This window comes from Bradyrhizobium sp. GW821-FHT13H05 (assembly GCF_058804065.1).
In genome coordinates this window covers 298,851-324,058 of sequence record NZ_JBXAPO010000006.1, presented here as the reverse complement: position 1 = coordinate 324,058, position 25,208 = coordinate 298,851, and the positions used below count along the sequence as shown (strand labels likewise).

At 66.4% G+C, this 25,208-nt stretch carries 23 protein-coding genes and 3 riboswitches; of the genes, 19 read left to right on the top strand and 4 right to left on the bottom strand.

Annotated elements, in window-relative coordinates:
- The first annotated feature begins 116 nt into the window (after window positions 1-116).
- Together cbiB and cobD are read left to right on the top strand one after the other, a co-directional pair.
- The gene (gene cbiB, locus AC1RR3_RS21045; protein ID WP_492825033.1) at window positions 117-1,058 is read left to right on the top strand and encodes an adenosylcobinamide-phosphate synthase CbiB; all 942 of its coding nucleotides are present in this window, start codon (window positions 117-119) and stop codon (window positions 1,056-1,058) included.
- An 11-nt stretch (window positions 1,059-1,069) separates the two neighbouring features.
- A complete protein-coding gene (gene cobD / locus AC1RR3_RS21040; RefSeq protein ID WP_492825032.1) occupies window positions 1,070-2,035 on the top strand; it encodes a threonine-phosphate decarboxylase CobD in 966 nt (321 codons plus the stop codon).
- Here cobD and AC1RR3_RS21035 read toward each other — a convergent pair.
- Together AC1RR3_RS21035 and cobO are read right to left on the bottom strand one after the other, a co-directional pair.
- Entirely contained in the window at window positions 2,024-3,472 is a 1,449-nt protein-coding gene (locus AC1RR3_RS21035) for a cobyric acid synthase (protein WP_492825031.1), read from the bottom strand. The genes cobD and AC1RR3_RS21035 overlap by 12 nt on opposite strands.
- A gap of 10 nt (window positions 3,473-3,482) precedes the next feature.
- Complete coding sequence (gene cobO / locus AC1RR3_RS21030; RefSeq protein ID WP_492825030.1) at window positions 3,483-4,118, bottom strand: cob(I)yrinic acid a,c-diamide adenosyltransferase; 636 nt, start codon at window positions 4,116-4,118, stop codon at window positions 3,483-3,485.
- A gap of 40 nt (window positions 4,119-4,158) precedes the next feature.
- Window positions 4,159-4,379, top strand: a riboswitch (cobalamin riboswitch).
- A gap of 96 nt (window positions 4,380-4,475) precedes the next feature.
- Between cobO and AC1RR3_RS21025 the strand changes: the two genes are divergently transcribed.
- The 7 genes from AC1RR3_RS21025 to cobJ are packed head-to-tail and all read left to right on the top strand — an operon-like array spanning window position 4,476 to window position 12,383.
- Window positions 4,476-4,850: a DUF1636 family protein gene (locus AC1RR3_RS21025; RefSeq protein ID WP_492825028.1), complete on the top strand. Its 375-nt coding sequence runs from the start codon at window positions 4,476-4,478 to the stop codon at window positions 4,848-4,850.
- The gene (cobW, locus tag AC1RR3_RS21020; protein ID WP_492825027.1) at window positions 4,847-5,881 is read left to right on the top strand and encodes a cobalamin biosynthesis protein CobW; all 1,035 of its coding nucleotides are present in this window, start codon (window positions 4,847-4,849) and stop codon (window positions 5,879-5,881) included. The genes AC1RR3_RS21025 and cobW overlap by 4 nt, the downstream gene beginning before the upstream one ends.
- Window positions 5,881-9,129: a cobaltochelatase subunit CobN gene (cobN, locus tag AC1RR3_RS21015; protein ID WP_492825026.1), complete on the top strand. Its 3,249-nt coding sequence runs from the start codon at window positions 5,881-5,883 to the stop codon at window positions 9,127-9,129. Before cobW ends, cobN begins: the two co-directional genes overlap by 1 nt.
- Window positions 9,126-10,289 carry a precorrin-3B synthase gene (gene cobG / locus AC1RR3_RS21010; RefSeq protein WP_492825024.1) on the top strand — a complete coding sequence of 388 codons (1,164 nt, stop codon included), beginning with the start codon at window positions 9,126-9,128 and terminating at the stop codon, window positions 10,287-10,289. The genes cobN and cobG overlap by 4 nt, the downstream gene beginning before the upstream one ends.
- Window positions 10,289-10,918 carry a precorrin-8X methylmutase gene (locus AC1RR3_RS21005; protein ID WP_492825023.1) on the top strand — a complete coding sequence of 210 codons (630 nt, stop codon included), beginning with the start codon at window positions 10,289-10,291 and terminating at the stop codon, window positions 10,916-10,918. Before cobG ends, AC1RR3_RS21005 begins: the two co-directional genes overlap by 1 nt.
- A gap of 2 nt (window positions 10,919-10,920) precedes the next feature.
- Window positions 10,921-11,652: a precorrin-2 C(20)-methyltransferase gene (locus AC1RR3_RS21000; protein WP_492825022.1), complete on the top strand. Its 732-nt coding sequence runs from the start codon at window positions 10,921-10,923 to the stop codon at window positions 11,650-11,652.
- A complete protein-coding gene (gene cobJ, locus AC1RR3_RS20995; protein WP_492825021.1) occupies window positions 11,649-12,383 on the top strand; it encodes a precorrin-3B C(17)-methyltransferase in 735 nt (244 codons plus the stop codon). Before AC1RR3_RS21000 ends, cobJ begins: the two co-directional genes overlap by 4 nt.
- Here the strand turns inward: cobJ and AC1RR3_RS20990 are convergent.
- Window positions 12,359-13,105, bottom strand: a complete 747-nt coding sequence (locus AC1RR3_RS20990) for a cobalt-precorrin-6A reductase (protein ID WP_492825019.1) — start codon at window positions 13,103-13,105, stop codon at window positions 12,359-12,361. The two genes, cobJ and AC1RR3_RS20990, sit on opposite strands and share 25 nt — an antisense overlap.
- A gap of 10 nt (window positions 13,106-13,115) precedes the next feature.
- Between AC1RR3_RS20990 and cbiE the strand changes: the two genes are divergently transcribed.
- From cbiE to cobT, 8 genes are all read left to right on the top strand, one after another.
- A complete protein-coding gene (gene cbiE / locus AC1RR3_RS20985; protein ID WP_492825156.1) occupies window positions 13,116-14,297 on the top strand; it encodes a precorrin-6y C5,15-methyltransferase (decarboxylating) subunit CbiE in 1,182 nt (393 codons plus the stop codon).
- Window positions 14,294-14,662, top strand: a complete 369-nt coding sequence (locus tag AC1RR3_RS20980) for a cobalamin biosynthesis protein (RefSeq protein ID WP_492825018.1) — start codon at window positions 14,294-14,296, stop codon at window positions 14,660-14,662. The genes cbiE and AC1RR3_RS20980 overlap by 4 nt, the downstream gene beginning before the upstream one ends.
- On the top strand, window positions 14,659-15,441 hold the full coding sequence (gene cobM / locus AC1RR3_RS20975) for a precorrin-4 C(11)-methyltransferase (protein ID WP_492825017.1): 783 nt from the start codon (window positions 14,659-14,661) through the stop codon (window positions 15,439-15,441). The genes AC1RR3_RS20980 and cobM overlap by 4 nt, the downstream gene beginning before the upstream one ends.
- Window positions 15,441-16,751: a cobyrinic acid a,c-diamide synthase CobB gene (locus AC1RR3_RS20970; protein WP_492825016.1), complete on the top strand. Its 1,311-nt coding sequence runs from the start codon at window positions 15,441-15,443 to the stop codon at window positions 16,749-16,751. The genes cobM and AC1RR3_RS20970 overlap by 1 nt, the downstream gene beginning before the upstream one ends.
- Window positions 16,748-17,479 (top strand): uroporphyrinogen-III C-methyltransferase, encoded by a 732-nt coding sequence (gene cobA, locus AC1RR3_RS20965; protein ID WP_492825015.1) that lies wholly within the window; start codon window positions 16,748-16,750, stop codon window positions 17,477-17,479. Before AC1RR3_RS20970 ends, cobA begins: the two co-directional genes overlap by 4 nt.
- 45 nt (window positions 17,480-17,524) lie before the next feature.
- Window positions 17,525-17,745: riboswitch (cobalamin riboswitch) on the top strand.
- Between the two features lie 37 nt (window positions 17,746-17,782).
- Entirely contained in the window at window positions 17,783-18,460 is a 678-nt protein-coding gene (locus AC1RR3_RS20960; protein ID WP_492825014.1) for an energy-coupling factor ABC transporter permease, read from the top strand.
- 41 nt (window positions 18,461-18,501) lie between these two features.
- Complete coding sequence (cobF, locus tag AC1RR3_RS20955) at window positions 18,502-19,251, top strand: precorrin-6A synthase (deacetylating) (protein WP_492825155.1); 750 nt, start codon at window positions 18,502-18,504, stop codon at window positions 19,249-19,251.
- A gap of 10 nt (window positions 19,252-19,261) precedes the next feature.
- Entirely contained in the window at window positions 19,262-20,314 is a 1,053-nt protein-coding gene (gene cobT / locus AC1RR3_RS20950; RefSeq protein ID WP_492825013.1) for a nicotinate-nucleotide--dimethylbenzimidazole phosphoribosyltransferase, read from the top strand.
- 6 nt (window positions 20,315-20,320) lie between these two features.
- Here the strand turns inward: cobT and AC1RR3_RS20945 are convergent, their stop codons facing one another.
- The gene (locus AC1RR3_RS20945) at window positions 20,321-20,893 is read right to left on the bottom strand and encodes a histidine phosphatase family protein (protein ID WP_492825011.1); all 573 of its coding nucleotides are present in this window, start codon (window positions 20,891-20,893) and stop codon (window positions 20,321-20,323) included.
- Between the two features lie 72 nt (window positions 20,894-20,965).
- A riboswitch (cobalamin riboswitch) is annotated at window positions 20,966-21,167 on the top strand.
- Window positions 21,168-21,283: 116 nt separating this feature from the next.
- On the opposite strand from AC1RR3_RS20945, the gene AC1RR3_RS20940 reads away from it, so the two are divergent.
- Together AC1RR3_RS20940 and AC1RR3_RS20935 are read left to right on the top strand one after the other, a co-directional pair.
- A complete protein-coding gene (locus tag AC1RR3_RS20940; RefSeq protein WP_492825010.1) occupies window positions 21,284-23,641 on the top strand; it encodes a TonB-dependent receptor in 2,358 nt (785 codons plus the stop codon).
- A gap of 12 nt (window positions 23,642-23,653) precedes the next feature.
- Window positions 23,654-25,084, top strand: a complete 1,431-nt coding sequence (locus AC1RR3_RS20935) for a PepSY domain-containing protein (RefSeq protein ID WP_492825008.1) — start codon at window positions 23,654-23,656, stop codon at window positions 25,082-25,084.
- The last annotated feature ends 124 nt before the right edge of the window (window positions 25,085-25,208 follow it).

Here is a 25,208-nt window from a genome sequence, read left to right as displayed (position 1 = left end):
TCCTATCGGCCAGCACTAATCACCAAACGCCGCCAAAGACAAAGCCGAAATCCGCCGCGGAGGGACTTGCGCTCGGCCCGGGCTTTGCGCAACAGGAGGCGAGACGGGAGACATGTGTGGGTTTTGCGGGTGCGATGGTGGTGGCGATGGCGGTGGATGCCCTGCTGGGCTGGCCGTCATGGCTGTTCGCGCGGATTGGCCATCCCGTGACCTGGCTGGGCTGGCTGATCAGCGCCATCGACAGCGGCTGGAATCGTTCGTCCGATACGCCGGCTTTCCGCCGCGTCGCTGGCATTGCCGGGGCGCTCCTGGTGATCGCGATCTCCGTCGCTCTCGGCTGGGTGCTTCAGTCCTTGCTCCCATGGGGATGGGTGCAGATCGTGCTGGTCGGCATCCTCGCCTGGCCGCTGGTCGCGCTGCGCTCACTGCATGATCACGTCGCGGCCGTCGCGACGCCTTTATTGGGCGGCGACATTGCCGCCGCGCGCGACGCGGTGTCGCGCATCGTCGGCCGCGATCCAGCGGTGCTCGATGAGGCCGGCATCGCGCGCGCGGCGATCGAGAGTCTTGCGGAAAACGCCTCCGACGGCATCGTCGCGCCGGTGTTCTGGGGCGCGCTGTTCGGCTTGCCCGGCATTTTGGGCTACAAGGCGATCAACACGCTGGATTCCATGATCGGCCATCGCAGCGAACGGCACGAAGCCTTCGGCTGGGCGGCCGCCCGCATCGACGATGTCGCAAACTTCATTCCGGCGCGGCTGACCGGATTCCTCTTTGTGCTGCTGGCACCGCGGCGATCGGAGGCATTGTCTTGCATGAGGCGGGATGCGCGCCGTCATCGTTCGCCCAATGCCGGCTGGCCGGAAGCGGCGATGGCGGGTGCGCTCGGCATGCGTCTCAGCGGCCCACGCATCTATCACGGCAGCATCACCAACGAGCCTTGGCTCAACGAAGGTGCGCGCGATCCGCTCGCCGCCGATATCGGCGCGGGACTGACGGTCTACCGCCGCGCCATGCTGCTGCTCGCAGGCCTCCTTGCGATCCTCAGCTTCGCGTGAAAGAACAGGGCATGCGTGAGCACGGTGGAAATCTCGATCTGGCCCAGCAGCGTTTTGGCGGGCGCGCGGAAGACTGGATTGATCTGTCGACCGGGATCAACCGGCTGCCTTATCCGGTAGGGGAGGTGAGCACGCGCGCATGGAGCGCACTGCCTTCGCGTGCGGAGATTGAGGCGCTGCATCAGGCCGCGCAGCAGGCTTACGGCACGCGCGCGCCGATTGTCGCGATGGGCGGTGCACAGGCGGCCATTCAACTGTTGCCGCAACTCGGCGCTCGTGGCCGCGCCCGCATCCTCGCGCCAACCTATAATGAATATGCCGGGGTGCTGTCGGCTGCGGGGTGGGATGTCGAGGAGGCCGGGGACCTTGACGCGCTGGCGGGCGCGGATCTCGCTGTTGTCGTCAATCCCAACAATCCCGATGGCCGGTGCCGCACGCCGAATGAGCTGCTGCCGTTGCTGGCGCGTGTCGGCCGTCTCGTCATCGACGAGAGCTTTGCCGATGCCGTCCCGCAGCTGTCGCTTGCATCGAAAGCAGATCGGGCGGGACTCCTGATCCTGCGCTCCTTCGGAAAGTTTTATGGTCTGGCTGGCCTGCGGCTTGGATTTGCGCTTGGCAATGCGACCGATATTGCCAAGCTTGCGGCTGCGTCGGGGCCATGGCCGGTCTCGGGAGCGGCGATCGCGATCGGCTGTCGTGCATTGCGTGATGATGCCTGGGCAACGGCAACCTCGGCCCGGCTTGCGCGCGACTGTATCCGTCTCGACGACATGGCACGCGTGCAGGGCTGGACGCTGGTTGGCGGCACGCCGCTGTTTCGTCTTTACGAAACACCTGACGGGCTTGCCGCACAGGAGACGCTCGCGCGCAGCCAAATCTGGTCGCGCGTCTTTGCGCAAAAGCCGAGATGGCTGCGTCTCGGGCTTCCCGGCAGCGAAGCCGAATGGACGCGCCTTGCCGAGGTCCTAACGCGCTAGCGCGAGCAGGCCTTCGACGTCCAGATGCTTTTCGATGTGATCGGCGAGCGCGTCGAGCGCGCTCTCGACCCTCGCGTGATAGGGCTCGTCACCGGCGGGAATGTCGAGCCTTGCGAGATACGCCTTGCGAAAATCATCCGACGTGAACAGACCGTGCAGATAACTGCCTTGCACGCGCCCATCGCGGGAGACAGCACCTTCCGGCTCGCCGTTCAATTTCGCAAACGGGCGGACGCGATCGGGCCCGTCGGTCCGGCCGATGTGGATTTCGTAGGCCTCGATCGGCTGCTTCGTGGCGGCGTGCACGGCGGCGACGCGCGTCAGCGTCTTCTGCGGGCTCATCACCGTTTCAACATCCAGAAGCCCGAGGCCCGGCGTGTCGCCTGCGGGGCCTTCGATGCCATCGGGGTCGGCGACGCTGCGCCCGAGCATCTGATAGCCGCCGCAGAGGCCGAGCACATGGCCGCCCCTGCGATAATGTGCGAAGAGATCAATATCCCAGCCCTGCGCACGCAGGAAGGCGAGATCGCCGCGGGTGGATTTCGAGCCGGGGATGATGACGAGCTTTACGTCGCCGGGGATCGCTTCGCCCGGTCGCACCATCACGAGATCGACACCGGGCTCCAGTTTCAGCGGGTCGAGATCATCGAAATTGGCGATCCGCGACAGCGCGAGGCAGGCGATCTTGCATTGCCCGGGTTTGCGCGCATCACTCAGGCCGAGCGCGTCTTCGGCCGGCAGCTCGCCGGCGCGTGCGAACCAGGGCAGCACGCCGAGGCCGTGCCAGGATGTTTTCTCCTCGATCAGCTTGTAGCCATCATCGAACAGCGCGGGATCGCCGCGGAACTTGTTGATGACAAAACCCTGGATCATCGCGGCATCATCAGGGTCGATCACCGTCTTGATGCCGACGAGCTGGGCGATGACGCCGCCGCGGTCGATGTCGCCGATCAGCACGACCGGCACGTCGGCCTTGCGGGCAAAACCCATATTGGCGATGTCGGCCTTGCGCAGGTTCACCTCGGCCGGACTACCGGCGCCTTCGACCAGCACGAGATCGGCGCGGGCCTTCAGTCGCCCAAAACTCTCCAGCACGGCGCCCATCAGCGAGGGCTTCATTGCCGCGTATTCGCGCGCACGCGCGGTGGCGATGCGCTTTCCCTGCACGATCACTTGTGCGCCGACATCGGTCTCGGGCTTGAGCAGCACCGGGTTCATGTCGGTGTGCGGCTCGACGCCGGCGGCGAGCGCTTGCAGCGCCTGGGCGCGGCCGATCTCGCCACCGTCGACGGTGACCGCGGCATTGTTCGACATGTTCTGCGGCTTGAAGGGAAGCACGCGAAGGCCGCGCCGCGTGAAGGCACGCGCGAGGCCGGCGACGATGAGCGACTTGCCCACGTCCGAGCCGGCTCCCTGGATCATCAATGCGCGTGCCATCGAGTCCTGCTCAGAACTCGACGCCGGCTTGCGCCTTGATGCCGGAGCGGAAGGGATGCTTGACCAGCGTCATCTCGGTGACGAGATCGGCGATCTCGATCAGCTCGTCCTTGGCGTTGCGCCCAGTGAGCACGACGTGAGTCATCGGCGGCTTCTGCGTCGTCAGGAATTCGACGACCTCGGCGATATCGAGATAGTCGTAGCGTAGCGCGATGTTGATCTCGTCGAGCACGACCATGCGCAGATCGGGATCGAGGATCAGCTCCTTGGCCTTCTCCCAGCCGGCGCGTGCGGCGGCGATATCGCGGGCACGGTCCTGAGTCTCCCAGGTAAAGCCTTCGCCCATCGCATGGAACTGGCAGAGGTCGCCGAAATGGCTGGTGAGCAGGCGCCGCTCGCCGGTGTCCCAGGCGCCCTTGATGAACTGCACGACCGCGCAGGGGAAGCCATGGGCGACGCAGCGGACGATCATGCCGAAGGCGGAGGAGGACTTGCCCTTGCCGGCGCCGGTGTGGACGATGATGAGGCCCTTTTCGCCGCTCTTGGTCGCCATGATCTTGTCGCGGGCGACCTTCTTCTTCGCCATTTTCTGGGCGTGCCGGGCGTCGGTTTCCTCAGCTGTTTGGGTATCCGGTTCAGGTGTCATCGGTCCCGGTCCTTCGGCTTGACAAGAGGCGGCCGGGGGCAAATGGTGGCCCGGCGTTGGTTCCTGTCCTATGACAGGCGAAGAGGGAATGCGATAGGGTCCGAATCGGCAAGATTTGGGCCCAAAATGCAGCCGCCCCCGCGACCGTGACCGGAGAGATGCCCGAAGCCACTGATCCCGCAAGGGATCGGGAAGGCGGGGATCGAAGGGCTAAAACCCTGCTCCGCAAGCCGGGAGACCTGCCAGCGCGGACGAGTTTTGGACCGGCGGACGGGGTGTTCCGCGACGGGGAAAACGGACCCTCGCAAGAACGGTTCGTGGGCCTCTTCGCCTCCGCTGTTTATTCTGGAAGAGGCGATGACCGTCACACTTCACGTCTGTATCACCTGCCGTGCTGGCGAGACGCCTGGCGAGGGCGAGGTCACGCCGGGCAAGCGCTTGCATGGGGCGATCCTCGAGGCCGGCGTGCCCGAGGGCGTCAGTGTGGTTCCCGTCGAATGCCTCTCTGCGTGCAGCCAGGGCTGCTCGGTCGCGCTCAGCGCGCCGGGCCGCTGGTCGTACGTCTACGGCCGCCTGTCGGATGCGAATGCGCAGGACGTGGTCGCGGGCGCTGCGGCCTATGCGGCCGCGCCTGATGGTCTCGTGCCCTGGCGCAGCCGTCCCGAGATCTTCCGCAAGCAGTCGCTTGCCCGCATTCCTCCCCTTACCATTGTGCCAGAGGCCGCCGAATGAACTCGCTCGCTAAAGTCCCGGTGACGGTGGTCACGGGTTTCCTCGGCTCCGGCAAGACGACGCTGATCCAGCATCTGCTCGCCAACCCCAACGGCAAGAAGCTCGCGGTGCTCGTCAACGAGTTCGGCAGCGAGGGTGTCGACGGCGAGATCCTGAAGTCCTGCGCCGATGCGAACTGCCCGGAAGAGAACATCGTCGAGTTGGCCAATGGCTGCATCTGCTGCACGGTTGCCGATGATTTCATCCCGACCATTGAGAAGCTGCTGGCGCGGCCGGTGCGACCCGATCACATCCTGATCGAGACCTCGGGTCTGGCGCTGCCAAAGCCGCTGCTGAAGGCGTTCGACTGGCCGGAGATTCGTTCGCGCATCACGGTCGATGGCGTGATCGCGCTCGCCGACGCCGAGGCTGTCGCCGCTGGCCGTTTTGCGCCCGACCCGGCTGCGGTGGAAGCGCAGCGCGCGGCGGACGAGAATCTCGATCACGAGACGCCGCTGTCGGAAGTGTTCGAGGACCAGATTGCGTGCGCCGACATTGTGCTGCTGACCAAGGCTGATCTTGCGGGTACCGCAGGGATCGAAGCCGCCAAAGCTGCCATCACCGCCGAGATGCCGCGCCGCGTGCCGATGCTATCCATCACCGACGGCGCGATCGATGCGCGTGTCATCCTCGGCCTCGGCGCTGCCGCGGAGAACGATCTTGCCGCGCGCCCCTCGCACCATGATGGCGAGGAGGACCACGAGCACGACGATTTTGCTTCCGTCGTGATCGATCTTCCTGAGGTCACCGACATCGACGCACTGGTCGCATCGGTGCAACGTCTTTCGCGCGAGCAGAACGTGCTGCGCGTCAAGGGCTATATCGCGGTGGAAGGCAAACCGATGCGCCTCTTGCTGCAAGCCGTCGGCGAGCGCGTGCGCCACCAGTTCGACCAGCCCTGGGGCGCGGGTATCAGGCGGTCAAAGCTCGTCGTGATCGGCGAGCACGGCGATATCGACGAAGCCGCTATCAGGGTGGGACTTGGCATCTGATGCACGTCGTCTTCCGCGAGAGCCGCGGTCTCGAGGAGACCGCGACGCCAAGGGACATCGGCCAGGACCCGGCCGATCTCGTGGTGCTCTCGTATTCGGATTCGGACCTTGCCGCGTTCGCGGCCGGCTGGCGACGCGGCCGCAACAGCCTGCCGTCGCTGCGGCTCGCCAATCTCGCGGAACTCCGCCATCCGCTTTCGGTCGACACTTACCTCGAGCGTACGCTTGCGCAGGCGCGTGGCATTCTGGTCCGCCTGATCGGCGGTGAGTCCTATTGGGCCTACGGGCTCGCGGCGCTCCAGCAACTCGCGAAGGCGCGCGGTATTGCGCTGGCCGTGCTGCCAGCCGATGGTCGCGACGACACACGGCTCGATGCGTATTCGACATTGCCGGTCTCGACACTACGGCGGCTCAAGGTGCTCTGCGACACCGGCGGCCCCGTCGCAGCCCAGGCCGCGATCGCGCAGCTCGGGCTGGCCTCTGGCCTCTATGCCGGCCCGGTCGTCGGCGAGATGACCGTGCCCGAGATGGGCTTTTACGATCCAGCACACGGCGTCATTGCTGCACCGACAGGTGGCGAGGGGAAGCCGCTCGCGCTTGTGACTTTCTATCGCTCCTATCTCACCGCTGCGGATACCGGCCCGGTCGACGGGCTGATTGCTGCACTGCGCGAGAGGGGATTTGACGCGCACGGCGTGTTCGTCACTTCGCTGAAGGCTGCGGGCGTTGCTGATTGGCTGCGGGATTATCTCGCGAAAAATCCTCCAGTGGCGATCGTCAATGCGACCGCGTTCTCCGCGATGGGCGACGACGGCACGGCACCGTTCGATGCCGCACCGTGTCCCGTGTTCCAGGTCGCTCTCTCCACGGCGCGGCGCGAGGATTGGGCGGAATCGCTGCGTGGCCTGTCGCCCGGCGACCTCGCGATGCATGTGGTGCTGCCTGAGGTCGACGGCCGCCTGTTTGCGGGCGTCGTGAGTTTCAAGTCGGCTGGGATGCGCGATCCCGATCTGCAATTCTCGCATCTGGCCCATCACCCGGATCAGGAGCGCGTGAAGGCCATCGCCGCGCGCGTCGTGGCTTGGCGGCGCCTTGCGGAGAAGCCCGTCGTTGAGAAGCGGATAGCGATCGTGCTTTCGAACTATCCGGGTCGTCCGCACCAGATCGCGCATGCGGTTGGTCTTGATGCGCTGGCCTCGGTCGAGGCCTTGGTGTCCGATCTTGCGGAGGCGGGCTTCGATGTTGCGCCGGTTCATGCACTCGGCGAAACGCTGCTGATGCAGCACTTGACCTGGAGCGTCGACGACTACCGCGCGGCGCTCTCAGGCCTTCCGCAAGTCCTGCAGGATGATCTCGCGCAAGCCTGGGCCGGGCCGGAGAGCGATCCCGGCTGCCGCGACGGCGCGTTTCATTTCGCGGCCATCACGTGCGGCCAGTCGATTATCGCGGTCCAGCCGGAGCGCGGCGATGCAACCACGCGCGATGCCGACTATCACGATCTCGCCCGCATGCCGCGCCATGCCTATGTCGCGTTCTATCTCTGGCTTCGGCAACAGAGCTGTGATGCCATCGTGCATATGGGCGCACATGGCACGCTGGAGTGGCTGCCTGGGAAATCCGTGGCGCTTTCGTCCGCGTGCTGGCCTGAAGCCCTGATCGGCGATCTGCCTGTTATCTATCCCTTCATCGTCAATGATCCCGGCGAGGCCGCGCAGGCCAAGCGGCGCATCGGCGCCGTCACCATCGGCCATCTGCCGCCGCCGCTTGCGGCGTCGGCCGTACCGGAGGGCCTGCGCCGGCTCGAACAATTCCTCGACGAATATTCGACCGCCGACGGTCTCGATCCCGCCCGACGCCAGCGCCTGATCGCCGCGATTCGCGACGAGGCGCGTGTGGCGGGCCTCGAAGACGATCTTGGTCTCGATGCATCGGCTGCGCCGGCGGAAGCCATCCCGCGGATCGATCGCTTCGTCTGCGATCTCAAGGAGAGCCAGTTCGGCGACGGCCTGCACGTGTTCGCTCGCGGCGCCTGCGGCGAAGCGGAACGGGATGCGTTGCGGGCTGCTCTTGCGGGGCTGCGCGTCGCTCCGGGACCGTCGGGCTCGCCCTATCGCGGGCGCCAGGACGTGCTGCCCACGGGACGCAATCTCTTCACCGTCGATCCGCGCGCGGTGCCGACGCCGTCGGCCCATGCGCAAGGTATCAAGCTCGCCGAAGAGCTGCTTCGTCGCCATTTGCAGGATCACGGCGACTGGCCGAAGGGACTCGTTGTCGATCTCTGGGGCTCGGCGACGATGCGCACGGCAGGCGAGGAATTCGCGATGGCTCTGCATCTGGCCGGCCTCGCGCCGCGCTGGGATCACGCCTCCGGCCGCGTCACCGGCTACGACATCATCGCGCCGGCTGAACTCGGTCGTCCCCGCATCGACGTCACGCTGCGCGTGTCGGGCCTGTTCCGTGATGTCTTCTCGGGCCTCGCGCAATTGTTCGAGGCCGCCGCCGAAGCACTTGCGGCGCGCGAGGAGGAGGGCGACGAGAATCCGTATCGCCATCGCACCTCCCGTGTGTTCGCGCCGCGCCCCGGACAATACGGCGTCGGCCTCTCGGCGATCCCGGATGCCTTCACGCCCGAGACGCGCGATGCCGCCGGCGAAGCCTGGCTGTCGGCATCGTCCTGGGCATTTTCCGCCGACGGCGAGATCAAGCAGGATCGCGCCGGCATCGAGGCGCGGCTCGTATCCGCCGATGCTTTCGTCCACGTCCAGGATCTGCCGGAAACTGATCTGCTGCTTGCAGCCGACTATGCCGCGCATGAAGCCGGCGTTGTGGCGGCGGCCGCGCATCTCGGCGCGGCAGGACCGTCGATCTATCATCTCGATACGACGCGGCCCGAGCTGCCGCATGCGCGCACGCTGACCGAGGAGATTTCCCGCGTCGTCCGTGCGCGCGCGGCCAATCCGGCCTGGATCGCCGGCATGATGCGCCACGGTTTTCGCGGCGCTGCCGAGATCACCGCGACGCTGGAGCATATGGCCGCATTCGCGCATCTGGCGGGCGCCGTGCCGCCGCACCTGTTCGATCTCTATTATGATGCGACGATTGGCAATGACGACGTCCGCGCCTTCATGGCCCATGAAAATCCGGCGGCGTTGGGTGCGATGGAGGCCTGCTTCACCCGCCTGCATGAGGCCTCGCTCTGGCGAACGCGCCGCAATTCGATCGCGGCTGCGCTGCGGGAGGCGTCATGAGCGCGTCGGTGGTCAAGGGCTGGTGTCCCGGCGCGCTGCGGCCGATGCAATCGGGCGACGGGCTCGTGGTCCGCGTTCGTCCGTTCGGCGGACGGCTCGAAGCCGCGCAGGTCGCCGGGCTTGCCGAGCTCGCTGAACGCTACGGCAACGGTCTCATCGACGTGACCAGCCGCGCCAACCTCCAGATCAGGGGTGTCAGTGAACAGAGCCATCGCCGGCTGCTCGATGGGCTTGCGTTGCTGCGGCTGCTCGACCCCGATACCGACATCGAAGCCCGGCGCAACATTCTGGTGACGCCGTTCTGGAACCCCGATGACGAGACGCAGGCGCTGGTTGCCGAGCTCGAAGAGTCGCTCGCGAGCAGTGCGCTCGAACTCCCCACAAAATTCGGCTTCGCCATCGACGATGGAAAGTCGCGTGTCCTCGCCGGCGATTCCGCCGATGTACGCATCGAGCGCGATCGTGCAGGCAGGCTCCTGGTGCGGGCCGACGGGATGAGGCTCGGCCGCTCTGTCGGACGTGGGGAGGCCGTAAGCACGGCGCTCGCGCTCGCGAACTGGTTCATCACGTCCGGCGGGATCAAAGTCGGACGAGGCCGCATGGCGGCCCACATCGCGGCCGGCGCTGTATTGCCTGAGCAGTTGAGCGGCGAGACCGAACCTGCGCCCGTGATGGCCGCGTCGCGGCCAGGGCATTATCCGCACGGCGCGCTGGTCGGTATCGCATTCGGGCAGATGCTGCACTCAACGCTCCATCAATTCTCCGGCTGCGGACATGCGCTGCGCATGACGCCGTGGCGGATGGTGCTGAGCGAAGGCAAGCGCGAGATGCCGAGCGGGGCGGGCCTCATCACCGAGCCCTACGATCCCGCGCTGCGCGTCATCGCCTGCAGCGGCGCGCCGCGCTGCCGCGAAGCTCATGCCGACACGCGTGCGCTGGCTGCGGCGCTGGCGCCGCGCATCGCACTCGATACGCGGCTGCACGTGTCCGGCTGCGCCAAGGGTTGCGCCAGTTCCGGCGCATCCGCAGTGACGCTGGTTGCGACCAGCGCCGGCTTCGATCTCGTCCGCGACGGCTCGACCCGCGATGAGCCGGCCTTGCGCGGGTTGAACGGCGCCGACATCGTCAGCGATCCCTCCATCCTGGTCGGAGGACACTGATGCCGCATCTTTATGAGACCGATGGCGCGGCGATCTACCGGCAGTCCTTTGCGACCATCCGGGCCGAGGCGGACCTGGCGCGCTTCACGCCGGACGAGGAGCAGGTGGCGGTGCGGATGATCCACGCCGCCGGCATGGTCGGCCTCGAGGCGCATATCCGCTTCACATCAGGCATGGCGACCGCTGCGCGCGCGGCCTTGCAGAGGGGCGCACCGATCCTGTGCGACGCGCGCATGGTCTCGGAGGGAATTACGCGGGCGAGACTTCCCGCAGCCAACGCCGTCATCTGCACGCTCGGCGACGAAGCGGTTCCCGCTCTCGCGCAGGCCATGTGCAACACGCGCTCGGCGGCGGCGCTCGAGCTCTGGCGGCCGCATCTCGACGGCGCCATCGTTGCGATCGGCAACGCGCCGACCGCGCTGTTTCACCTGCTCAACATGCTGGAGGATCGCGACTGCCCGCGGCCCGCGGCAATCATCGGCTGCCCCGTTGGCTTTGTCGGCGCGGCGGAATCCAAGGCCGCGCTGATGGCCGATCCGCCGGTGCCGGCGTTGACGGTCGAGGGCCGCCTCGGCGGCTCCGCGATCACGGTTGCCGCCGTGAACGCGCTGGCGAGCCGGAGCGAATAGCGATGGGACGCATCATCTGCTGCGGTCTCGGCCCCGGTGATCCCGATCTGATGAGCGTGCGCGCCGATCGCACGGTACGGGCTGCGAAGCACGTCGCTTATTTCCGCAAGAAGGGCAGGCCGGGCCAGGCGCGGCGCATCGTCGAGGGCATGCTGGCGGCCGACGTCACCGAATATCCCATGGAATATCCTGTGACCACCGAGATTGCCTTCGACTGCCCTGAATACGTTCAGCTGCTCGCCGGCTTCTACGACGAATGGGCCGAGCGCCTGGCGCGGCTTTCGCGCGCGGTCGATGTGGTCGTGCTCTGCGAGGGCGATCCCTATTTCTACGGCTCTTTCATGCATCTGCACACGCGTCTGCAAGGCCGTGTCGAGATCGAGGTGATCGCGGGTATTCCCGGCATGGTCGGCTGCTGGAATGGCGTCGGACGACCGATCGCGCTCGGTGACGACGTGACGACGGTGTTGATGGGCACGCTCCCGGAAGACGAACTCGAACGCCGCATGCGCGATTCCGATGCACTGGTCGTCATGAAGACCGGCCGCAATCTCCAGAAGGTGCGGCGCGCGCTCGCGACCGCCGGGCGGCTGGACGATGCCTGGCTGGTCGAGCGCGGCACCATGCCGGGCGAGCGCGTGGTGCGGCTTGCCGAGATCGATGCCGCCGATTGTCCATACTTTGCGATCGTGCTCGTGCACGGCAGGGGCCGGCATCTGGACGCGGCCGAATGACGGGAACGCTGACCATCGCGGGCCTCGGCCCCGGCAGCGGGGCGATGGTGACGCCCGAGGTGTCCGCCGCGCTGGCCTCCGCGACGCATATTCTGGGCTATGCGCCCTATGTCTCGCGCGTGCCGCCGCGACCGGGTCTCAAGTTGCATCCATCGGACAACCGCGAGGAAGTGCAACGCGCGAGCGAGGCGCTGCGACTTGCGGCCGAAGGCGGCCAGGTCGTCGTCGTCTCCTCCGGCGATCCCGGCGTCTTCGCGATGGCGTCCGCAGTGTTCGAGGCGCTGGAACAGGCGCCGCAATATCAGGCGCTGCCGATCCGCGTGTTGCCTGGTATCACCGCGATGCTGGCCGCGGCCGCGCGCGCCGGCGCTCCGCTCGGCCATGATTTCTGCGCGATCAATCTCTCCGACAATCTCAAGCCTTGGGCGGTGATCGAGAAGCGGCTGCGGCTGGCTGCTGAAGCTGATTTTTCGATTGCGATGTACAATCCCCGCTCAGTGAGCCGGCCGGAGGGGTTTGGCCGCGCGCTCGCGGTGCTGAAGGATGCCGGCTGCGGCGCGCGTCTCGTGATTTTTGCGCGCGCAGTCAGTGCGGCTGACGAGAAGATCGAGATCGTGACGCTGAACGATGCGATACCCGAGATGGCCGACATGCGTACGCTGGTGATCGTCGGCAACTCTCAAACGCGTCGCGTCGGTCACTGGGTCTATGCGCCGAGGCAGGTCCGATGACCAAGCCATTGCAGGATCTCGGCGACGCTCTCGACTCGCAATCGTTCAGGCAATTGTGGCCGCGAGATCATGATCACGGGCAGGCCAAGTTCCCGCGCAGCATCGATCTTGGCGCGCGCGCCATCGCCGCCGGAATTGCGGGCGACGATCCATGCGATGCCGCGCGCGCGAAGCATCTCAAGCTCGCCGTCAAGCGTGAATGGTCCCCGCGACACGATCACGTCGGCCGGGAAGGGCAGCGGCGCTTCGGGCGGGTCGACGAAGCGCAATGTGTAGGCGTGCTGCTGTTTGGCCGCAAACGGCGCGATATGCTGGCGACCAATGGCGAGGAACACATTCGCCGGCGTCTCCTGCAGCGCGGTCGCCGCAGCGTTGACGTCGGCGACTTCGATCCAGTCGTCGCCGGGCATCTTGTCCCAAGGCGCACGTTCGAGCGCGATCAGCGGCGTACCGGTTTCCTTGCACGCCCGGACCGCGTTGCGACTCATCTCGGCGGCGAAGGGATGCGTCGCGTCGATCACGTGCGTGATGCCCTCCTGGCGGATGTAGTCGGCAAGCCCGCTCACGCCGCCGAATCCGCCGATGCGGGTCGGCAGCGGCTGATCGGCAGGCGCGCGGGTGCGACCGCCATAGGAATAGACGGCCTCAAGCCCTGCGCGCGCAATCGCCGCTGCGAGCAAGCTCGCGTCGGCTGTTCCGCCCAGAATGAGGGCGCGATTCATGGCTGATTCCTTGGCTGATCCCTGGCTGACCATCATTGGTATCGGCGAAGATGGCCTTGCCGGGCTGTCGGAGGCAAGCCGAAAGGCGCTCGCCAAGGCAGAAACTGTCTTCGGCGGCGAGCGTCATCTTGCGCTTGCTGATGTGGGTAGTCGCGGCCGCCAATGGCCGGTGCCGTTCGACGCAGACATCGTGCTGAGTTGCCGCGGCCGGCCGACGGCGGTGCTCGCCTCCGGCGATCCGTTCTGGTATGGCGCCGGTGCAGGCCTTGCCGAAAAACTTGACGCCAGTGAGTGGACCGCGCATCCGGCGCCCTCGACGTTTTCACTCGTTGCCGCGCGGCTTGGCTGGCGCCTCGAAGCCATGACCTGTCTTGGGCTTCATGCCGCGCCGTTCGAACGCCTCGTGCCGCATCTGGCGCGAGACGCGCGGATCGTCTGTCTCGTGCGTGACGGCAAAGCTGCCGGCGATCTCGCGAGATGGCTGACGGAGCGTGGATGGGGCGCTTCGGCATTCTGGACTCTCGCCGCGCTCGGCGGGCCACATGAAAGCGCTCGCGAGTATCGTGCTGAGAGCTATACACGCGCTGACGCGGGAAAGCTGGTTGCGGTGGCGCTGGAGGCGAGGGGGGCGGACGGTCTGTCTCGCGGCTCGGGGCTGCCGGATGTTCTCTTCGCGCACGACGGCCAGATCACCAAGCGGCCGGTGCGCGCGCTGGCGCTGTCGGCGCTGTGGCCATGTCCTGGCCTGAGTTTGTGGGATATCGGCGCCGGCTCGGGCTCGATCTCGGTCGAATGGGCGCTGTGCGGCGGGACGGTGATCGCCGTCGAGGCGCGCGATGATCGGGCTGCCAATATCCGCAGCAATGCGGAGGCGTTCGGGCTGGCGCATCGGATCACCGTCATTACGGGGAAGGCGCCCGAAGCTCTTGCTGCTCTGGAAGCGCCGGATGCCGTGTTCATCGGCGGCGGTCTCGACATCGCAATGTTCGATGCTGTGTGGTCACGCGTCGCACCCGGTACGCGGCTCGTCGCGCATGCCGTGACGCTGGAGACCGAAGCTCTGCTCGGTGAACTGCATCAGCAGCATGGCGGCGAGTTGATGCGGGTCGAGATCGCGCACGTCGCTCCACTCGGCCGCTACAGGTCATGGGAGACGGCGCGGCCGGTGGTGCAGTGGAGTACGGTCCGATGAAGGTCGCCGGACTCGGATTCAAGAGGGATGTCACGCTGGCCTCGCTGCGTGAGGCGCTTGTGGCGGCCGGCGGCCCTGCCGGCCTTGCGGCCGTGGCGACCGTCAGCGACAAGGCCGACGCAGAAGTGCTCAAGCAGCTCGCACGCGAATGCGGCGTGCCGATCAAGGCTGTCCCGGCTGATATGCTGGCCGGTATCGACACGCCAACGCAGTCGAATCTGGTCGCTGAAAAGTTCGGCACGGGATCGGTCGCAGAGGCCGCGGCGCTCGCTGCGGCTGGCCCTCGCGCACGATTGATTGCGACGCGGGTGGTCTCGCAGGATCGCACCGCGACCGCGGCGATCGCGGAAGGAGACGGCGCATGACGGTGCACTTCATCGGCGCCGGGCCGGGCGCTCCCGATCTGCTGACGCTGCGCGGCCGCGACCTGATCGCGGCCTGTCCGGTCTGCCTCTACGCTGGCTCGCTGGTGCCCGAAGGCGTGCTGGCGCATTGCCCGCCCGGTGCACGGATCGTCAACACGGCACCGCTGTCACTCGACGAGATCGTCGCGGAGATCGCCGCCGCGCATGCGGACGACAAGGACGTCGCGCGTCTGCATTCCGGCGATCTCTCGATCTGGTCGGCGATGGGCGAGCAGCTCCGCCGCCTGCGCGCGCTCGGCATTCCCTATACGGTGACGCCGGGCGTTCCGTCCTTCTCGGCGGCCGCGGCTGCGCTGGAGGCCGAGCTGACGTTACCCGGCCTTGCTCAGTCGGTCGTGCTGACGCGCACGCCCGGCCGCGCCAGCGCGATGCCCGAGGGCGAGAAGCTCGCCGCATTCGCTGCGACCGGCGCAGTGCTTGCGATTCATCTGTCGATCCATCTGCTCGACAAGGTCATAACCGAGCTCATACCGCATTACGGCGCGGATTGCCCGGTCGCGATCGTCTGGCGCGCGAGCTGGCCCGACCAGCGCGTCGTCCGCGCCACGCTGGCGACGCTCGATGCCGCCGTCGGAGCTGAGATGGAGCGCACTGCACTCATTCTGGTTGGCAAGACGCTCGGCGCTGCGGATTTCGACGAGAGTCGCCTCTACGCCGCCGACTATGACCGCCGCTATCGGCCTGTTGGCACCGCGCCGCGCTTTCCGGAGGGAGCGTGATGCCCGCAAGCCTCGTCATCTCCGCGCCGGCCTCCGGTGTCGGCAAGACCACGCTGACGCTGGCGCTCGCGCGCGCCTGGCGCAATCGCGGTCTCCAGGTGCAGTGCCTCAAGAGCGGGCCCGATTATATCGATCCCGCCTTTCATGCTGCCGCGACGGCGCGCGCCTCCGTCAATGTCGATAGCTGGGCGATGGATCGCGCGACGATCGGCCATCTCGTCAGCCGAGGCGCGGATGCCGATGTCGTGCTCGCCGAGGGCTCGATGGGCCTGTTCGACGGTGTCGCCGCGCGCGGCGTCTCCGGCACCGGTGCGACAGCCGATATTGCGGAGATGCTGGGCTGGCCGGTGGTTCTGGTGATCGATCCCTCAGGGCAGGCACAGACCGCAGCGGCGATCGCTGCTGGTTTGCGCGACTACCGCCCCGGCGTGCGCCTTGCCGGTGTCGTGCTCAACCGCGTCGCCAGCCCGCGCCATGAAGATCTCGTACGCCGTGCGCTTGTTGATGCCGGCATCGCCGTGTTTGGCGCGCTGCCGCGCCATGCCGAGATCAGCCTGCCGAAGCGGCATCTCGGTCTCGTGCAGGCCGAGGAGCAGGCCGAGATCGGCAAGCTGATCGACGAGGCCGCACGCTTCGTTGCCGAGCATGTCGATCTCGATGCGGTGCTGCGATCGGCAGCCAGCTGGTCACCGCAGCCCGCTGCGAACGGCCTCAACGTGACACCGCCAGGCCAGCGCGTCGCGCTTGCCCGCGATGCCGCATTCTCCTTTGTCTATCCGCATATGCTGGAAGCCTGGCGCGCGGCGGGCGCCGAAATCCTGCCGTTCTCGCCGCTCGCTGATGAAGCCCCCGATGCGGGCGCCGACGTGTGCTGGCTGCCCGGTGGTTATCCTGAGCTGCACGCAAGCAAGATCGCGGCCAATGCGCGCTTTCGCGGCGGCCTGCGTGCCTTCGCCGAGACACGGCCGGTGCATGGCGAATGCGGGGGGTATATGGTGTTGGGAACCGCTTTGACCGATGCCGACGGCATCAGCCACGAGATGACGGGCCTGCTCGGGCTGGAGACGAGCTTTGCCAAGCGCCGTATGCATCTGGGCTATCGTCTCGCCGCGCTCACTGCACCGATGCCGGGGCATCAGGTCGGTGCACGCTTGCGCGGCCATGAATTCCACTATTCGACCATTCTTGCCCAGCCCGATACGCCGCTGGCAGTCGTGCACGACGCGACGGGCGCGGTCATCGCCGAGACCGGTTCGCGGCGGGGGCAGGCCACCGGCACCTTCTTCCATCTGATCGCGGAGGACCGGTGAGCGGTTTTGTCTCCTTCGTCTCCGCCGGCCCCGGCGACCCCGAGCTTCTCACGCTCAAAGGCGCCGCGCGCCTGCGTGAGGCCGATGTGGTGCTCTATGACGACCTCGCTTCCGGCGCGATCCTCGATCTTGCCCGTCCGGGCGCCAATCTCGTCGCGGTGGGGAAGCGGGCCGGGCGGCCCTCGACCAAGCAGCACCACGTCAACCGCCTGCTGGTCGACTATGCCGCGACAGGTGCGCGTGTCGTCCGGCTGAAGTCCGGCGATGCCGGCATTTTCGGCCGGCTCGAGGAGGAGCTCGAGACGTTGCGTGAAGCCGGCATCGGCTATGAGATCATTCCCGGCGTCACCTCGGCCTGCGTGGCCGCCGCGCAAGCCGGCATTCCCCTGACCCGGCGCCACACCTCGCGCCGGGTGCAGTTCGTGACCGGGGCCGATGTCACCGGCGAGCTGCCGCAGAACCTGAATTGGGCGGCGCTGGCCGATCCGGAGGCGACGACCGTGGTCTATATGGGCCGGCGCACCTTTCCGGCGCTTGCCGCAAAATTGATCGCGCACGGCCTCGCGCCAACCACCCCGGCGCTGTTCGCCGAATCCCTCGGGCGCCCTGACGAGCGGCTGGTTCGCACGACCATTGCCGAGCTTGCCGAGCAGCTTGCGCGGGGCGGAGCGGCCTCGACGGCCGCCGTCATCTTGTTCGGCGCGCTGGCGGGCGAATACCCGTCATGACGGCTTCAATCGCCCTTCAGCCCTTGACGCCCGGCTGGCGAAAGGGGCACACAGGACGGGCATGGTGCTCGAGGTGGTGCAAAGCGCCGGAGCATAATCGGGAATGGGGATGGGCGGACCAAATTGCGGCGCCCAAAACCCCAGCCGCCCCCGCGACTGTAAGCGGTGAGGGGACTCCCATCAGCCACTGGGCCGCAAGGTCCGGGAAGGCGGGAGATCCCCAGTGAACCGCGAGCCAGGAGACCGGCCGTGCACGTATTGAGGCCAACGCCGTCGGGTGTGACGGCAGGAAGGAACTGAGCCATGCATATCGAACCCGGAGTCGTCTCGGGCGCCAAGCTCGTGTTGAGTTACGCAACAGGCATCGCCGTCGGCGGCGTTGCGCTGAAGCTCGCGGTCGAGACCGTGCGCGAGCAGGGCATCACGTCGTTCGCGGCGCGGACGCTCGCCACCACGGGCCTTGTGTTCGTCTTCTTCGAGATCCTGCCGCACTTCCCGGTCGGCGTCTCCGAGGTGCACTTCATCCTCGGCTCGACCCTGTTCCTGCTGTTCGGCGCTGCGCCTGCGGCCTTCGGCCTCGCGTTCGGACTGTTGTTCCAGGGCATCTTCTTTGAGCCGCCCGATCTGCCGCAATTCGGCATGAACGTCACCACGCTGCTGGTGCCGCTGTTCGGGATCCAGGCGATCGCCACGCGGATCATTGCCCGCAACACCGCCTATGTCGATCTCAGCTATCGCCAGGCGCTGGCGCTGTCGACCACGTATCAGGCCGGCGTCATCGCCTGGGTCGCGTTCTGGGCGCTCTATGGCTCCGGCTTCGGCGCGACCAACCTCGTCAACATCGCGACCTTCGCGGCCTCCTATGCGCTGGTCATCGTGATCGAGCCGCTGGCCGATCTCGGTGTGCTGGCGCTGGCGAAGTCGCTGCGCGGCGTCACCGCGCCGGGCCTCGTCACGCCGCGCCTGCACAACGCGGCTTAAGAGACAAAGGGGCGGCCGTCATGGCCGCCCCAGCACGCGCGATGCTCACGCTCTCCCTGATAGGCATCGGTTGCGGCGATCCCGAGCAGCTCACGCGCGCTGCGATCACTGCCATCAACGCGGCTGATCTCGTCCTGATCCCGCGCAAGGGAATCGCAAAGTCCGATCTCGCCGATCTCAGGCGGACGATCTGCGCGGATGTGCTCAACAACAACACGACGCGCATCGCCGAATTCGATCTCCCCGTGCGGGATACAGCCGAGGCGGATTACCGCAAGGGCGTTGACGATTGGCACGATGCGGTTGCTGCGACCTGGTCGCAGACGATCGCCGGCCATCTCGACGGTGAAGGCAAGGTTGCGCTGCTGATTTGGGGCGATCCCTCGCTCTACGACTCTTCGCTGCGCATTGCGCGTCGGCTCAATCCCTTGCCTGATATCGAAGTCATCCCCGGCATCACTTCGATCCAGGCGCTGTGCGCGGTGCATGCGCTGCCGCTCAATGACATCGGCGAGTCGTTCCTGGTCACGACAGGGCGACGTTTGCGCGAAGGCGGTTGGCCGCAGGGTGTCGATACTGTCGTGGTGATGCTCGATGGCGGCACCGCGTTCCAGTCGCTCGATCCGGCCGGGCTTCATATCTGGTGGGGCGCCTATCTCGGCATGCCCGATCAGATCATCCTATCCGGCGCGCTGGCCGAGGCTGGCCCACGCATCGTCGCTTTGCGGCAGGAGGCGCGCGAGCGGCACGGCTGGATCATGGACAGCTACATTCTCAAGCGCAGGCCGTAAGCGAGGCAGCATGCTCCCCGAATGGGTCTACAAAAAGTGCCCTGAGATATCCGCGGTCCATCGCGACGCGGCGATCACGCGGCAGGCGCAACTGACGAAGCCGACCGGCGCACTTGGCAGGCTGGAGCAGCTCGCGATCGGGCTTGCGGGCCTGCAAGCGGCCGAGCAGCCTCGCGCCACACGCGTGCCGATCATCATCTTCGCCGGCGACCACGGCGTCGTCGCGCAAGGCGTGTCGGCCTATCCGCAAGGAGTGACCATCGCGATGATGGCGAATTTTGCCTCCGGCGGTGCCGCGATCTCGGTGTTGGCGCGTGAGCTCGGCTCCAGGCTCGAAGTCGTCGATGCCGGCACGCTGGCACAGGAGGCGATGCCGGGCATCATCACCGACAAGCCGCGCAATGGCACCCGCGATTTCAGCGTCGAGGCTGCGCTTACGCCTGCGGAGCTGGCGTTTGCTTTCGAAGCTGGCCAGCGCGCGGTCTCGCGCGCTGAGGCTAGCCAGCCCGATCTTCTGATCTTCGGCGAGATGGGCATCGGCAACACCACGACGTCGGCGGCGATTGCCGCGGGCCTGCTCGGCATCAGCGCCGAGGAGATCGCGGGCAGCGGCACCGGCGTCGATGCGGCCGGCCGCGCACACAAGGTGCACGTAATCGATGCCGCGATTGCACGACATGGCGTTGCGGGCGCTGCGGCGGAAAAGATCCTGTGCGCCGTCGGCGGCCTCGAAATTGCGGCCATTTGCGGCGCCATCATTGCGGCTGCGCAAGCCCGCATCCCCGTGCTGATCGACGGCTTCATCGTGTCGGTCGCGGCGCTCGCAGCCGTGCGGCTCAATCCATCCTGCCAGCCGTTCCTGCTCCCCTCACATCAATCGGCGGAGCAGGGGCACCGGCTGGTGCTGCGCGCGCTGAACGTGCAGCCGCTGATCAGCCTCGATCTCAGGCTCGGCGAGGGATCTGGCGCCGCCATCGCGCTGCCGCTGGTGCGGCTCGCGTGCAGCCTTCACAACGGCATGGCGACCTTCGCGCAGGCCAATGTGCCGGATCGTCCGGCCTGATCCGGCTCACACGACGCGCCGATTGACCGATCCGACGCGCCAGCCGGTCGCGAGCCGGTCGATCCTGGTGAGCGACAGCGGATCGATCACGAAGCGCAGGGCCGCTTGCGGCGCAAGGTCCAGTGCAATGCACAGCGCAGCGCGGATCGTGCCGGAATGCACGATCAGTGTTGCCGGCCCAGCTTCGATCTTCGAGAGTCCCAGCCGGACGCGCGCGACCTGATCCTCAAAACTTTCGCCGCCCGGTGGTCGTGTATGAGCCGGCTCGCTCCAGAATTGCGCGTAGGCGTCGCCACCCGTTGCGGCAAGCTCGTCATGCCTGCGGCCGGTCCAGCCACCGAAATCCTGCTCACCGAACTCGGTGACCAACACCGGATCGAGCTCGAGCGCGCGGGCCGTCTCGACCGTGCGACGCGACGGGCTGGCATAGCTCGCGCAATCCCGCGGCAATTGCCGCAGCAGCGCTTCCAGTTGCGCGCGGTCGGTCAGATCCGCGGGCGCGTCGGGCGCGTGGATCGTCCCGGCGATGCCGTCGACGGGTGCATGTCGGATCAGCCAGAGGAAGGTCTCGCCTTCCATGCTCATCTCCAAGGAAGTTGGTTGCTGTGGCAATAACGCCGCAGCTTGTACATTGACTCTGTCTTGATCGTAATCCTAGATGCTCGCGACGGTTTCCCCGCGAGGGGATGAAAAGGGAATGCGGTGCGGGGACATTGTCCCCAATGCCGTGGCTGCCCCCGCAACTGTAAGCGGCGAATCTTGCATCACGAGCCACTGGGTATCTCGGTCCCGGGAAGGCGATGCAAGGTAACGACCCGCGAGCCAGGAGACCTGCCGTCAGCCGTGGTCACACGCGAAGATGTCGGTCGGGGAGTACAGACATTCGGCTTCATCGGAGGCTTGATAGGCCGAAGATGAGACCTTGGTTCGCGGTGACGTGCCACTGACGTCATACCGAGGTCCACGACCGTGTTTCCTATTCATATTGCACGACCGCGCGCATTCCTGCTCGCATCCGCCGCGCTCACATCCTTTGCCGCTCTTGATCTCCCAGCCGCGCTGGCGCAGCAGGCGCGTGAACAGTTGCCGCCCGTGGAGGTGTCACCCGCCCAATCGCGCAAGCAGGCCAAGCCGGCTGGCCGGGAAGGGCAGAGTGTACGCCGCGCAGCAGCGCGCAGGCCAGCGGCCGCATCCGCAACGCCCAAGCCGGTCGTGCCGACCGCGGCAGCACAGACGCCGCTCAATAGCAATGCCGTGGCCGAAAGCGCCTCACGCCTTGGCCTGACCGTGCGCGAAACGCCGGCGACCGTGGAAGTGATCTCGGCCGAAACCATGCGCGAGCAAGGCTACCGCACTGTCTCCGACGTGGCGCAGGGCGCGGTTGGCGTCACCGCTGGCGACAACCCGGCCGAGCCTTCGGCTTTCTCGATGCGCGGCTTCACCAACAGCCAGATCAACACGCTCTACAACGGCATCAAGATCGGCCCGCAGAACATGACCTCGCGGATCATGGACACCGCCAATCTGGAGGCAGTGGAATTCCTGAAAGGCCCGGCCTCGCTGATATCAGGCGAGGGCGCCGCCGGTGGCGCGATCAACTTCGTCACCAAGCAGCCGCACACGGGGCCTGTTCGCAACGAGGCGGACTTTTCCTGGGATTCCTTGAACTCGTTCCGGGCGCATTACGGCTCGGGCGGCAGCACCAATGTGCAGGGCCTCGACTACCGGTTCGACATCAGCCGCTCTTCGCTCAATGGCTTTGCCGACGACACCAATACCAAGACGCTCGATGTCTCCGGCCAGCTCAACTACCGCATCTCCGACAGCCTCAAGGTCTGGGGTGCGATCGAGTACCGCGAGGATCGTTCAAAAGCCTATTGGGGCGCGCCGCTGGTGCCGGTCGCCTATAGCGGCTCGCACGCGACGACGGGGATCGTCTCGGGCACTTACGTCTCGAGCTTCAACCCGTCGAATCTCGGGCCGATCACGATCGATGATCGCACCTTCAACACCAACTACAACGTTCTCGACAATCGCAACGTGGCGCAGGAAGTCTGGCTGCGTGGCGGCTTCGAGCTGAAGCTGGCGCCCGACCTGACGTTGAAGAGCCAAGCCTATGCTTATGGAGCGGAACGCTCGTGGTTCAACAACGAGGTCGAGGCATTCAACACCGCGACGAATACGGTGGACCGCAGCCGCTTCTATGTTGCGCACAGCCAGCGCCTTGTCGGCAACATCACCGACCTCACTTGGGATGCCAACATCGCAGGCTTCGACAATCGCCTGGTTACGACGCTCTCGTCGAGCTATCTCGATTTTGTTCGGCCCGGCGCCGCTAAACCCCCCAGCGATTCCGTTGATCTCGTTGATCCCAACCGTGGCTTTTACGGCCTGCTGACGACCAAGCAGCAGACCGCTCGGATCGACAACGAGGCGCTGTCGTTCGAGGACCGGCTGAAGCTGACGCGGACCTTCGCGCTGATCGGCGGCTTGCGGGTCGAGCATATCGGGCTCGACCGCAATTCGACCGACTCCGCCGGCCTTGTGAACGCGGGTTTTCCGTTCACGAAGGACTGGGCGCCGGTGACGGGCCGTATCGGTTACACCTGGGAGGCCGTACCGGGCCTGACGTTCTTCAGCCAGTACGCGACTGGGGCTGATATCTCCGCCAACAACATCTTCCTGCTCCTGCCGACCCAGCCGCTCGACCTGACGACGGCGCGCACTTATGAGACCGGCGTCAAGCATCTGTTCTGGGACAACCGGGCGGAGTGGTCGTTCTCGGCCTACGACATCCTGCGCAAGAACGTCTACGCCGCAGCCGGCGGGCAGGCGCTCAATATTGCCGGTCGGCAGGAGTCGAAGGGCGTGGAGCTTGCCGCCTCGGTGCGCCCGATCGAGCCGCTGCGTCTGTGGGGCAACATCGCCTATGTCGATGCGCGCTACGCCGACTTCGATTTTGTCGGCGGCTCCTTCTCCGGCAACACACCGCCGAACGTGCCGCGCGTCGTCGCCAATGCCGGCGCGTCCTACCGGTTCTTCACGCCCTGGCCGGTGGAACTCGGCATCACCGGCCGCCATGTCGGTGATCGCTACAACACCGACGCCAACACGGTAACGCTGAAGGCCTACACCGTCGCGGACGTCTATGCCTTCGTCGACATTCCCAAGACGGTGTTCAACGCGGTCGACCAGGCCCGGCTGACCTTCCGCGTGCGCAACATCGCGGACAAGCGTTACGCGATCTGGGGCGATCCGTTCTATCCCGACCAGATCCTGCTCGGCGCGCCCAGAACCTATGAGCTCTCGGCCGCGTTCAAATGGTAGGGCGCTGACCACATGATGGGCGCGATCGTCCTCTTGCATCGCTGGCTCGGGATCGTGTTCTGCCTGCTGTTCGCGATGTGGTTCGCGACCGGGATCGTGATGCACTTCGTTCCGTTTCCGTCGCTGACGGAAGCGGAGCGATTTGCCGGCCTTGGGCCGGTGGATCATGCAGGGAACGCCATAGCGGTTGCTGACGCGGTGGCGGCAAGCGGCATCACCGATGCCACGCGCGTGCGACTGGTTCAGCGGGGCGACGGGCCGGTCTACATCGTGTCGGGGCCCTCGCGCCTGCGCGCGGTTCGCGCCGCTGACGGGCAGGATGCATCGGTGCGGTCGCCCGAGGTCGCACTCGCCATCGCGCAGGCGCATGCGCGCCGTCGCGGGCTCGATGCTGCGCATGCGGCTGTCGTTGCAGAGGCGGACTACGACCAATGGAGCGTGTCGAACGGCTTTGATCGCCACCGGCCGCTGTTTCGCGTGGCCCTTGGCGACGACGCGGGAACGGAGGTCTACGTCGCGTCGCGGACCGGCGAGGTCGTGCTGGATACGACGCGGGGCGAACGCGGCTGGAATCTCGCCGGCAGTGTTTTGCACTGGATCTACCCGACGGTCCTCAGGAGCAATTGGGCGCTGTGGGACGGCGTGGTCTGGACATTGTCGCTGCTGGGCCTGATCGCGGCGGTGCTGGGCGCGGTGCTCGGTGTCGTGCGGCTCAGGATTCGCGGGCGGCAAATCTCATCGCCTTATCGGGGCTGGCACGCGCTGCATCACGTCATCGGTCTCGTCGCGACAACTTTCGTGCTGACCTGGATCTTCAGCGGCTGGCTTTCGATGGACCACGGCCGGCTGTTCTCGCGCGGGCAGTTGACCGCCGCTGAGGTCGGCGTGACGAACGCCATGCCGGACTGGAAGACAGCCGCCGCGCTCGATCGGAAGCCGATATCGTCCTCGGCTCGCGACGTCGAATGGCTTGGCTTCAACGGCGCGGTCTATCGGCGCGAGCGGATTGGTCTCGACAAGCAGGTCCTGGTTCGGCCGGACGGCCGAGAAGCAGGCGTGCTCAGCGTGCAAGAGGTCGAGAGCTTGGTGAGGCGCCTCGCGGCCGGTTGCGACGCGCCGTCCATCCTCGCGGGTAACGATGACTATCCGGCGTTACCCATCGTCCCGGGTGCACCTGTTTACCGTTCCCGTTGCGGCGACCTCTGGTTCGACATCGACAGTGCCGACGGCAGCGTGCTGCAAAGGCTGGACGCGTCGCGGCGGGCCTATCGCTGGGTCTACGGCGCGCTGCACACGCTCGATTTCCCAATCCTGATTGCGCATCCGCGTTGGCGCGATGTCCTGATCGTGGGCCTCTGCGCGCTCGGGCTGGTGTTCTCGATCACCGGCATCGTCATCGGCTGGCGGCGGTTGCGTCTGTCTTTCGGCAGCCAGCACGCCTGATCAAACAAAAACTGCGAAAACAACCCCATGCACAGTAGCCGGCGATAATGGAATCAACGGCTTACGCGGGACTTTGAGATGACTTGACCGGTCGGGCAAAACAGGGCTATATTGCTACTATTCC